Here is an 11,156-nt window from a genome sequence, read left to right as displayed (position 1 = left end):
AAAGATTGCCCGCAAGCAACCGCTCACAAGGCCCTTGAACAGCAGAAATGATCAGGAAGATCTGGCAGTTCTTGCAAAGATCCACACTGCGCTGTCGGGTGGAAGCGCACCGCCGTCGATGGGCCGGCTCGCCAGGACGATCTCGGAATCCGGCATATCGGGCAACTCAACAGCCGAATCTGCAAGGTTCACCACGCAGCGCAGCCCGTCGCGGGAGAAGTCCAGCACGCCCGGAACGCTCTCATGCCAGCGCAGCGCGCCCGTCAACGAGCGGCGCAGGCGCAGCGCCTCCCGGTACAGCTCCACGGTGCCCGACACGTCCGCCGCGAGCTGCGCGAACGCCGGCGGCTGCGGCAGCCAGGCGGCGCCGGTGGGGGAGAAGCCGAACGCGGGTGCCGCCGCCCGCCACGGGATCGGCACGCGGCAGCCGTCGCGGCCCGGATCGGTACCGTGGGATCGGAACCACATCGGGTCCCGCCGGGCGTCATCGGGCAGGTCGAGCACCTCGGGCAGGCCCAGCTCGTCGCCCTGGTACAGGTACGCCGACCCCGGCAGCGCCAGCATCAGCAGCGCCGCCGCGTTGGCCCGCTCGAGGGAGCCCAGGCGCGTCACGTGCCGGCGCACGTCGTGGTTGGACAGCACCCACGTCGTCGGCGCGCCCACCGACTCGGCGGCGTGGATGCACGAGTCGATGCTCGCCTTCACGGCGGCCGGGTCGGCCCAGTCGGCCTGCAGGAACTCGAAGTTGAACGCCTGATGCAGCTCGTCCGGCGCGGTGTACTGCGCCAGCCGCTGCGGCGTCGACGCCCACGCCTCGGCCACGGCCATCCGCTCGCCCGGGTACGAGTCCAGGATCTTCCGCCACGCCTTGTGGATCTCGTGCACGCCGTCCTGGTCGAAGTACGGCAGCACCCGCCGCCCGAGCAGCCCGATCTGGCCGGTCAGCCCGGCCGCGGGGTACCCGGCCGCCTTGACCATGCCGTGCGCCACGTCGACCCGGAACCCGTCGACGCCCCGATCGAGCCAGAACCGCAGCACGTCCTCGAACTCGACCCGCACGTCCGGGTTGTCCCAGTTCAGGTCCGGCTGGGCGGGGTCGAACAGGTGCAGGTACCACTCGCCGTCCGGCACCTGGGTCCAGGCCGGGCCGCCGAACACGGACTCCCAGTCGTTCGGGGGCAGACCGTCCGGGGTCGGCGGGCGGAAGTGGTACCGCTGCCGGGCCGGATCGCCTGGAAGACTTTGCAGCGCTTGCGTGAACCAAGCGTGTTCGCTCGACGTGTGGTTCGGTACCACATCGATGATCACCCGCAGCCCCAGCGCGTGCGCGTCGGCGAGCATGGCGTCGAAGTCGGCCAGGGTGCCGAAGCTCGGGTCGACGTCGCGGTAGTCGGCCACGTCGTAGCCGCCGTCGACCATCGGGGAGCGGAAGAACGGGGTCAGCCAGATCGCGTCGACGCCCAGGTCGCGCAGGTGCGGGAGGCGTTCGCGCAGGCCGGTCAGGTCGCCGGTCCCGTCGCCGTCGCCGTCGGCGAAGCTGCGGACGTAGACCTCGTAGATGACGGCGGTGCGCCACCAGATTTCGGGCATGGCAAAGGAGCCCTTCTCGAGGGTTTGTCGTTGCGGGAAGTGCTTACCGGGGAGCGATCCCCGTGGAGTTGCGCACCACGAGCTCGGGCGCGAACACGAACTCCGAGTGCGGCGACGGCTGCCCGTTGATCGCGTCGATCAGCGACTGGGCGGCCGCGTTGGACATGGCCAGGACCGGCTGGCGCAGCGTGGTCAGCGGCGGGTCGGTGAAGGCGATGAGCGGCGAGTCGTCGTAGCCGACCACCGACACGTCCCCCGGCACCGACAGGCCCCGGGCCCGCACGGCCCGGATCGCGCCCAGCGCCATGAGGTCGGACCCGCAGACCAGGCCCGTGATCCCGCGGTCGAGCAGCCGGCCGGTGGCCGCGTGCCCGCCCTCGACCCCGAACAGCGACAGCTCGATCGCCTCGGGCAGGCCGTGGCGGCGCATCGCCTCGCGGTACCCGGAAATCTTGCGCTGCACGGGCGTGAACCGCTCGGGGCCGGAGATGAAGCCGATGCGGGTGTGCCCGAGCGAGGCCAGATGGTCCACGGCCAGCTCGGACGCCCGCGCGTCGTCGCACGAGATGCACGGCGCCTCGAGCTCCGGCACCGGCCCGGTGACCATGACGATCGGCAGCGGGCGGTCGATGAGCTTGCGGTACCGGTCGTGGTCGGCCGTGGTGTCCGCGTGCAGGCCGGAGACGAAGATGATGCCGGCGACCGCGCGGTCGAGGAGCATCTCGATGTACTCGTCCTCGGTCACCCCGCCGGGCGTCTGCGTGCACAGCACCGGCGTGTACCCGTGCCGGGCCAGCGCCGACTCGATGACCTGCGCGAACAGCGGGAAGATCGGGTTCTCCAGCTCCGGCGTGACCAGGCCGACGAGCCCGGCGCTGCGCTTGCGGAGCCGTTCGGGTCGCTCGTAACCGAGCACGTCGAGCGCGGTGAGCACGGCGTGCCGGGTGTCGGCGCTGACCCCGGGCCGGTCGTTGAGCACCCGCGAGACGGTGGCCTCGCTGACGTCCGCCTGCTTGGCGATGTCGGCGAGGCGGGCTCGGGGAGCGTCCATGGCCATGCGACGAGAGTAAGCGGCTCTTGGCCGAATTTGAAAGTCGCTTGGAAGCTCTTTCACTCTTTGCAAGTCCTTGCTACGGTTCCGAGCCATCGGCAGATCGACACCCCTTGCACGTCTGCCGCATCAGCCCCCCTTTTTGGAGTCCCCATGCGCATTCCCGTGCGCGCCTTCGGCGTGCTCGCCGTCGCCGCGTTAGCCCTCACCGCCTGCAGCAACGACACCAAGACCCCCGAGGCCGGCTCCACCGCCCCGGCCGCGACGCTCACCATCTGGGCCGACGACCAGCGCGCAGCCGCGTTGAAGCCGTTCGCGACCCAGTTCGGCACCGCGAACCACGTCGACGTGCAGGTCCAGGCCGTCTCCAAGGACCTGCAGACCAACTTCGTGACCGCCGCGCAGTCCGGCAAGGGCCCGGACATCGTGGTCGGCGCCCACGACTGGATCGGCAACCTGGTCCAGAACGGCACCATCGACCCCATCCAGCTCGCCGACTCGCAGAAGTCCGCGTTCGCCGAGGTCGCGATGAAGGCCGTGACCTTCAACGGGCAGGTGTACGGCGTGCCGTACGCGATCGAGAACCTCGCCCTGATCCGCAACACCGACCTGGCCCCCAACGCCCCGGCCAGCATCGAGGACCTCGTCGCGGCCGGCAAGGCGCTCAAGGACGCCGGCAAGGTCACCAACATCATGTCGCTGCAGGTCGGGCAGAACGGCGACGCGTACCACGTGTACCCGCTGTTCACCTCGGCCGGCGGCTACCTGTTCGGCACCAAGCCCAACGGCGACTACGACCCGGCCGACCTCGGCGTGAACAAGCCGCAGTCGGTGGAGGCGTTCAAGAAGATCGCCGCGCTGGGCGAGAAGGGCTCCGGCGCGCTGACCCGCTCGGTCAACAGCGACAACGCCATCCCCACCTTCACCGGCGGCAAGACCCCGTTCCTGATCTCCGGGCCGTGGGCGGTCGCCGACATCAAGAAGGCCGGCGTCAAGTACGACATCACGCCCGTGCCCGGGTTCGCCGGCGGCAAGGCCGCGCAGCCGTTCGTCGGCGTGCAGGCGTTCTACGTGGCCAGCAAGGGCAAGAGCAAGGCCCTCGCGAACGAGTTCATCACCAACTACCTGACCAAGCCGGAACTGCAGGTCGCGCTGTACCAGGCCAACCCCCGCCCGCCCGCGCTGACCGCGGCGATGGACCAGGTCAAGGACACCGACCCGGACATCGAGAAGTGGCTCGCGGCGGGCAAGGGCGGCGCCGTCCTGCCGGCCATCCCGGCCATGGCCGCGGTCTGGGACCCGTTCGGCAAGGCGGAGTCGGCCATCGTCGGCGGCGCCGACGTGCCGTCCACCCTCGCCGGTGCGTCCAAGACGATCACCGACGCGATCAGCAAGTAACGTGAAGATTCCGGTCCTCGGGCTCGCCCTGGCGCTGGCGGTGTACGCCGCCTTCCCGCTGGCCGAGGCCCGTGCATGGGGATGGCTCGCGGTGCTCGTCGTCGTGACAGGGCTGATCTTCGCGATCTACCTGTCGCCGCGGGCCGTCCCGGCGAAGTACCTGGTCCCCGGTGTCCTGTTCCTGCTGGCGTTCCAGGTCGTCCCGGTGCTGTACACCGCGGCGACCGCGTTCACCAACTACGGCGACGGGCACCGGGGCAGCAAGCAGGAGGCGATCACCGCCATCCAGAGCGCGTCCGTGCGGCAGGTGCCCGGCTCGGTCGAGTACAGCCTGTCGGTCGCGCTCGACGACGGCGGCCTCAAGTTCCTGCTGCTCTCCGCGGACGGCAAGACCTACGTCGGTGACGCATCAGGCCTGCAGGCGTTGGACAAGGCGACCGTCACCGCCGGCCGGATCACCGCGGCAAACGGTTTCCGGCTGCTCGACCTGGGTGCGGCCACGCAGCGCAACGACGAGATCCTCGCCTTTGCCGTGCCGACCCAGGGCGGTGCGATCCGCGCCTCCGGCCTGACCCGGGCCTACACCGGCCAGGCGACCCGCTTCTACGAGGCCGGCTGCGACTGCATCACCGACCGGGCGAGCGGCCGGCAATGGCTGGCCGACGAGGACACGGGCGCGTTCGTGGCCGCGGACGGCGAGCACCTCGCGCAGGGCTGGAAGGTCAACGTCGGCCTCGCCAACTTCGCGCGGGTGATCACCGATTCGCGGATCGCGGGCCCGTTCCTCAAGACCCTCGTGTGGAACCTGGCCTTTGCGGTCGGGTCGGTGCTGGCCACGTTCGCCCTGGGACTGCTCTGCGCCCTGGCCCTCAACGCAAAAATGCGAGGGCGCAGCTGGTACCGCGTGCTGCTCGTGCTCCCGTACGCGATGCCCTCGTTCGCCATGCTCCTGGTCTGGCGTGACCTGTTCAACCAGGACTTCGGCCTCGTCAACCGCCTCACGGGGCTGCACGTGGACTGGTTCGGCACCCCGTGGACGGCCAGGCTGGCGGTGATCCTGGTGCAGTTGTGGCTCGGGTACCCGTACATGTTCCTCGTCGCCACCGGCGCGCTGCAGGCCATCCCGCGCGAGATGGGCGAGGCGGCCGCGATCGACGGCGCGACGGCCTGGCAGCGGTTCCGGCGGGTCACCCTGCCGCTGCTGCTCGTCGCGCTCACCCCGCTGCTCATCTCCTCCTTCGCGTTCAACTTCAACAACTTCAACGCCATCTACCTGACCACCGAGGGCGCGCCGTTCGCCGCCGGCAACTCCAGCATCGGCGCGACCGACCTGCTCATCACCTACACGTACCGGCTCGCGTTCGGCGGCTCCGGCGCGCAACTGGGCTTCGCCGCCGCCATCTCCGTCTACATTTTCGCGATCGTCGCCGTCATCTCGGTCGTCGGCTTCCGCCGCAGCCGCAAGCAGGAGGAGGTCTACTCGTGATCGCCTGGGTCCGCCGCTCGGGCTGGCGGCACGCGGCCGGTCTGCTCGCCGTCGCCTTCTCGCTGTTTCCGATCCTGTTCGTCGTTTCCGCAGCCCTGAATCCCCTGGGCTCGCTGAGCTCGACCGACCTGGTGCCGCGGGCGGCCGGTCTCGGCAACTTCGCCGACCTGTTTTCCCGCACCGAGTTTCCGCGTTGGTACCTCAACTCGGTCCTCATCGCCGGCATCGCCGCCGCGGCCGGGGTGTTCCTGTCCATCCTGGCCGCGTACGCGTTCTCCCGGATGCGGTTCAAGGGCCGCCGCGTCGGGCTGGTCTCCCTGTTGCTGATCCAGATGTTTCCGCAGTTCCTCGCGGTCGTGACCATCTACCTGATCTTCGCCGGGGTGGGCGACTACTACCCGGCGTTCGGGCTGGACCGGCCGTGGGGGCTGATGCTGCTGTACCTCGGCGGCGCGCTCGGCGTGAACACCTGGCTGATGAAGGGTTTCCTGGACACCGTGCCCAAGGAGCTCGACGAGTCCGCGGTCATGGACGGCGCCAGTCACGCCCAGATCTTCTTCCGGGTCACCCTGCCGCTGGTCGCGCCGATCCTCGCCGTGACGGGCCTGCTGGGGTTCATCGGCACCATCAACGAGGTGCTGCTGGCAAACGTGTTCCTGCACTCCGACGATGCCAAGACCCTCGCCGTCGGCCTCTACGGCCTGGTCGCCGAGCAGCGCAACGCCAACTTCGGCATGTTCTGCGCGGGCTCCCTGCTCACCGCGGTCCCCACGGTCGTGGTGTTCCAGGTCCTGCAGCGGTACATCGTGTCGGGCCTCACCACCGGAGCGGTGAAGGGATGACGGTGCATCACGACGGCTCAGCCCTGTACGTGCCGGACCAGACCCCGCGGCTCGGCTCCACAGTGGACGTCTGGCTGCGCACCCCGCGCGACGTCCGCCGGGTCCACGTCCGCTCCATCGAGGACGGCGAACCCCGCTTCACCCAGGCGCAGTCCGAGCGGCGCGGCCCGGAACTGTGGTGGCGGGCGAGCGTCCTGGTCCGCAACCCCGTCACGCGGTACCGCTTCCTCGTCGACGGCGACTGGTACACCGTCCTGGGCCGCTTCGCCCACGACGTGCCCGACGACACCGACTTCCGGCTCGTCGCCCACCCGGCCCCGGCCCCGTGGACCCGCGAGGCAATCGTGTACCAGATTTTCCCGGACCGCTTCGCCCGCTCGGCCACCGCACCGTCCACTCCGGACTGGGCGGTGCGCTGCGAGTGGGACGACCCGGTCGTCGCCCGCGGCCACGAGGCCTCCCGCCAGTGGTACGGCGGCGACCTCGACGGCATCGCCAGGCGCCTCGACCACATCCAGGACCTGGGCGCCGACACGGTGTACCTGACCCCGTTCTTCCCGGCGAGGTCCAACCACCGCTACGACGCCGTCGCGTTCGACCGCGTCGACCCCCTGCTCGGCGGCGACCGGGCGCTGCGCCGCCTCTCCGACGCCGTGCACACGCGCGGCATGCACCTGGTCGGCGACCTGACCACGAACCACACGGGCCTGGAGCATCCCTGGTTCGACGAACCGGACTGCTACTACACCGACGGCGCGGGCGGGTACGAGTCCTGGCTGGGGGTACCGTCGCTGCCGAAGTTGAACTGGCACTCGGCGCGCCTGCGCGAACGGTTCGTCACGGCCCCCGACTCGATCGTCCGCCGCTGGCTGCGCTATCTGGACGGCTGGCGCATCGACGTGGCGAACATGACCGGCCGCCGCGCCGCCGACGACCTGACCCACGAGATCTCCCGCCTGATCGCGTCCGCGGTCCGCCCCGACACCCTCCTGATCGCCGAGCACGCCCACGGCGCGGGCCCCGACCTGGACACGGCCGGCTGGCAGGGCACCATGAACTACGCCGGCTTCACGCGTCCACTGTGGACCTGGCTGCGCGACCCGGAGCTGGACCTCCCCGACTTCCTGGGCGTCCCGGGCGGAGTCCCGACCCGCGACGGCAACGCCCTGGTCGCCACCATGCGGGCGATGATGGCCACCATGTCCTGGCGCTCCTGGACCCACTCCTGGAACCTCCTGGGCAGCCACGACACCGCCCGCATCGCCACGGTCACGGGCTCACCGGACCGCATGGAGCTCGCCGTGGGCCTCCTGGCCACCCTCCCAGGCGTCCCGATGGTCTTCGCCGGCGACGAGTTCGCCCTGACCGGCACCACCGGCGAGGAATCCCGCACCCCGATGCCCTGGCGAAACCGCCAGATCCTGCCCTGGTACGGCCGGCTGCTCTCCCTCCGCCGCAAGCACCCCTCCCTGCGCGGCGGCGGCCTGCGCTTCGCCCACGTCTCGGCGGATGCGGTGGCGTTCTGGCGCGAAACAGCCGACGAACGCCTGCTCGTCTACGCCCGCCGAGCCCCCGGCGAGCCCGTGGGTCTCCCGGTCCCCGAGGCGTTCAACCTCTACGGCGGCGCCACGTGGACCGGCGCCCTCCCGGGCGACGGCCCGACGTTCCAGATCTGGTCCTGCCCGGCGTGAGCCGTTTTTGTCGTACCCCGGGTCTAGGGTTCGGGCCATGGAGGAGCTGGAGTTCTATCGGCAGCAGAGCGTGATCACGGATCCGGGGGAGGTCGCCGGCCTCCCCACGGACCCGGCCGACCTGGCCACCCTCGTCGGTGGCGTCCTCATCCACCGGGACTGGGCCTGGAAGTTCGGCGTGGACCTGCCCGAGCCCCGCCGCGCGGAGGCGGAGCTGCGCTATGTCAAGGCGATGCTGTCCCACCTGGGCTCGCTCGAGCCCCGCCCCCCGGCCGAGCGCCTGGCGGTGACGTGCCGCGACTTCGCCGTCCTGCTGGTCGCCCTGCTGCGCGCGGTGGGCGTCCCGGCCCGGGCCAGGGCGGGCTTCGCGGGCTACTTCGTCCCCGGCTTCTACGACGACCACTGGGTCGTGGAAACCTGGTCCGCCGACCGCGGCTGGTACCTGCTCGACGCCCAGGTGGCGAGCGCCCCGCCGGGCGCCTACGGCACCGGCGACCTGGACCCGCTCGACATCCCCCGCGACGCCTTCCTGGTCGCGGGTCAGGCCTGGATGGAATGCCGCGCGGGCCAGCGCGACCCGCAGACGGTCGGCACCAGCGCGGCCGACCTGACCGGCTTCTGGGAGATCCAGGGCAACGTGATCCGCGACCTGGCCGCGCTGACCGGCACCGAGGTACTGCCCTGGGACAACTGGGGCCTGATCCCGACCCACTACGACAACCTGCCGGCGGAGGACGTGGCACTGCTGGACACGGTGGCCCCGGTGAGCGCGGCCGGTGGACCCTTGCTGGTGGCGCGGGAGACTCTGGCGCTGGACGCTCGCCTGGAGCCCCCGCCGTTTATGGTCGAGCCCGCCCAGCCCGCGATCTGACCGCTCGCTCGTCACCCGCGTGCGTCCGGGACATCGCTGGCTCGCGCACCTGGAACCCTTGGACCGGTAACCCCTGGACCAGACCAGGACTCGGCCGACAATCGCGCTGTTGCCCATCGAGTTCAGCTCCATGCCGGCCCGCGCAGCACGACCCTGAAAACGGCCGGAGGCCCCCACGCCAATGCGCGGGAGCCTCCGGCAAAACCAGCAAGGCCGACAGGATCAGCCGGCGACCGGGGTCAGTTCCGGGTCGGACTGCTCGGCCGCCGGGTCGATGTGCATGCGCGTCTCGCTGGCCGGGGGCGCGTTGCGGTGCCGGGGGATGAGCAGGGCCACCGCCACCGACAGGGCCGCGGCCACGGCCAGGGCGATGAAGGCCGACGTGTACGCGTGCTCCGTCGGCAGGCCGTCCCCGCGCAGGTCGCTCGTGACGATCGAGCTCACGATCGCGGTGCCGATGGAGGCGCCGATCGTGCGGATGTTCGCGTTCATGCCGCTGGCCGCGCCGGTCTGGGCCATCGGGACGCTGTGGACGATCAGGGAGGTCATCGACGCGTACGCCAGGCCGATGCCGATGCCGAAGACCGCGGCGGCCGTGGCCACCTGCCAGGGGTGGGCGTGGGCGAAGGCGAAGGCGGCGCTGGCCGCGGTGGCCAGCAGGGAGCCCGCGACGACCTGGGCGCGGCTGCCGAACCACGTGGCCATCGGGCCGCTCAGCATGCCCGCGACCGCCATGGTGGCCAGCATCGGGACCATCAGCAGGCCCGCCTCGCCGACGGTGGCGCCGAAGCCGTAGCCGGTGGAGCTCGGGATCTGCATGAACTGCGGGAGGAACGCGTACACGCCGAACATGCCGGCGCCGAACAGCAGGGCGACGATGTTCGTGGTCCAGACCGCGGGCAGGCGCATCATGCGCATGTCGATGAGCGGGTTGCCGGAGCGCATCTCGGTCGCCACCCAGGCCGCGGCGAGGACGAGCGCCGCCGCGAGGAGGGCGATCGTCAGCGGGGAGGTCCAGCCCCAGGCGTTGCCCTTGCTCAGGGGGAGGAGCAGGGCGACGAGCCAGGCGGAGAGCAGTACCGCGGCGAGCCAGTTGACGCGGCCCTGCGAACGGGTCGGCGACGGCGGGACGAAACGCCAGGCCAGCAGGCCGGTGACCACGACGACGCCGAGCGGGATCCAGAACAGCCAGCGCCAGTTCAGCGCGGCGACGACCGGGCCGGCCAGGACGATGCCGAGGCCGCCGCCGAGGGCGATGACGGCGGACATGGCGCCGACGGCCGAGATGACGCGGGCGGGCGGGAACTCGTCGCGGATGATGCCGAACGAGAGGGGGAACAGGGCGCCGCCGAGGCCCTGGATGACGCGGGCCACGATGAGGACGGCGATGTTCGGCGCCAGGGCGGCCAGCAGGCAGCCGACCGCGATGGCGGCGAGCGCGACGAGCAGCGTGCGCTCCTTGCCGATCATGTCTCCGATGCGCCCCATGAGCGGCGTGGCCACGGACGCGGCGAGCAGCCAGGCGGTGAGCACCCAGGTGACGGTGCCCGCCGAGGTGTGCAGGTCGCGCTGCATGACCGGGAGCACCGGGCTGACCAGCGACTGCAGCATCGAGAACGCCGCGGTCGACGCGGCGAGGACGCCGAACGTCAGCCGGTACGACGACCGACGAGAAACTTGAGGCATGCCTCCACAATAGCGGAGGCCAGCCTCCGCACCATCCCGCTTGCGAGTGACGGGGGTCGCATTGCGCGATCCGTAGGCAAACTTGGTAGGTTGGCTACATAAACGCCGAGACCGCCGCTGCCGAGGTCGCCGCCCGTGAGCTGATCGACCTGTTCCGGAGCCTGCGCGCCCGCATGCGCCAGGTGCCGTCCGGCGGGCTGTCGCCGTCCCAGGCGGCGGTCCTCATGCGCCTGCACCGCGACGGCGCCTCGTCGACCACCGTGCTCGCGCTGGCCGAGGGCGTCCGCTCGCAGTCGATGACGGCCACCCTCAACGCGCTCGACGAGCTCGGCCTGATCGAGCGCGCGCCCGACCCCGAGGACGGCCGGCGGCACGTCATCACGCTCAGCCCCGCCGGGCAGGCCCGCGCGCTGGAGGAGAAGCGGGGTCGCGGGGCATGGCTGGTACACGAGATGGAACGGTTCAGCGCGGACGAACTGTCGGCGATCAACGAGGCCCTGGCGCTGCTCGCGCGCCTGAAAACCTGACCGAAAGGCACCAA

9 protein-coding genes are annotated in these 11,156 nt (G+C 70.9%); 6 read left to right on the top strand and 3 right to left on the bottom strand.

The window, feature by feature from the left end; all coding sequences use genetic code 11:
- Positions 1 to 51: 51 nt before the first annotated feature.
- Positions 52 to 1,590 (bottom strand): glycoside hydrolase family 13 protein, encoded by a 1,539-nt coding sequence (locus ACQPZ4_RS25615; protein ID WP_433040072.1) that lies wholly within the window; start codon positions 1,588 to 1,590, stop codon positions 52 to 54.
- A gap of 43 nt (positions 1,591 to 1,633) precedes the next feature.
- Complete coding sequence (locus ACQPZ4_RS25610; RefSeq protein WP_433066657.1) at positions 1,634 to 2,641, bottom strand: LacI family DNA-binding transcriptional regulator; 1,008 nt, start codon at positions 2,639 to 2,641, stop codon at positions 1,634 to 1,636.
- A 153-nt stretch (positions 2,642 to 2,794) separates the two neighbouring features.
- Between ACQPZ4_RS25610 and ACQPZ4_RS25605 the strand changes: the two genes are divergently transcribed.
- From ACQPZ4_RS25605 to ACQPZ4_RS25585, 5 genes are read left to right on the top strand one after another with little or no spacing between them, the layout of a single operon-like run.
- Positions 2,795 to 4,039 carry a sugar ABC transporter substrate-binding protein gene (locus ACQPZ4_RS25605; protein WP_433040069.1) on the top strand — a complete coding sequence of 415 codons (1,245 nt, stop codon included), beginning with the start codon at positions 2,795 to 2,797 and terminating at the stop codon, positions 4,037 to 4,039.
- 1 nt (position 4,040) lies between these two features.
- Positions 4,041 to 5,525 carry an ABC transporter permease subunit gene (locus ACQPZ4_RS25600; protein WP_433040066.1) on the top strand — a complete coding sequence of 495 codons (1,485 nt, stop codon included), beginning with the start codon at positions 4,041 to 4,043 and terminating at the stop codon, positions 5,523 to 5,525.
- Positions 5,525 to 6,367 carry a sugar ABC transporter permease gene (locus tag ACQPZ4_RS25595; RefSeq protein ID WP_433066654.1) on the top strand — a complete coding sequence of 281 codons (843 nt, stop codon included), beginning with the start codon at positions 5,525 to 5,527 and terminating at the stop codon, positions 6,365 to 6,367. The genes ACQPZ4_RS25600 and ACQPZ4_RS25595 overlap by 1 nt, the downstream gene beginning before the upstream one ends.
- A complete protein-coding gene (locus ACQPZ4_RS25590; RefSeq protein WP_433040063.1) occupies positions 6,364 to 8,058 on the top strand; it encodes a glycoside hydrolase family 13 protein in 1,695 nt (564 codons plus the stop codon). The genes ACQPZ4_RS25595 and ACQPZ4_RS25590 overlap by 4 nt, the downstream gene beginning before the upstream one ends.
- A gap of 37 nt (positions 8,059 to 8,095) precedes the next feature.
- Positions 8,096 to 8,929: a transglutaminase-like domain-containing protein gene (locus ACQPZ4_RS25585; protein ID WP_433040060.1), complete on the top strand. Its 834-nt coding sequence runs from the start codon at positions 8,096 to 8,098 to the stop codon at positions 8,927 to 8,929.
- A gap of 222 nt (positions 8,930 to 9,151) precedes the next feature.
- On the opposite strand, the gene ACQPZ4_RS25580 is transcribed toward ACQPZ4_RS25585, so the two are convergent.
- Positions 9,152 to 10,615, bottom strand: a complete 1,464-nt coding sequence (locus ACQPZ4_RS25580) for an MFS transporter (RefSeq protein ID WP_433040057.1) — start codon at positions 10,613 to 10,615, stop codon at positions 9,152 to 9,154.
- Positions 10,616 to 10,788: 173 nt separating this feature from the next.
- On the opposite strand from ACQPZ4_RS25580, the gene ACQPZ4_RS25575 reads away from it, so the two are divergent.
- Entirely contained in the window at positions 10,789 to 11,142 is a 354-nt protein-coding gene (locus ACQPZ4_RS25575; protein WP_433040054.1) for a MarR family winged helix-turn-helix transcriptional regulator, read from the top strand.
- Positions 11,143 to 11,156: the final 14 nt, after the last annotated feature.

This window comes from Dactylosporangium sp. CS-033363 (assembly GCF_050942475.1).
Classification (GTDB): Bacteria; Actinomycetota; Actinomycetes; order Mycobacteriales; family Micromonosporaceae; genus Dactylosporangium.
This window is presented reverse-complemented; position numbering and strand designations above follow the sequence as displayed.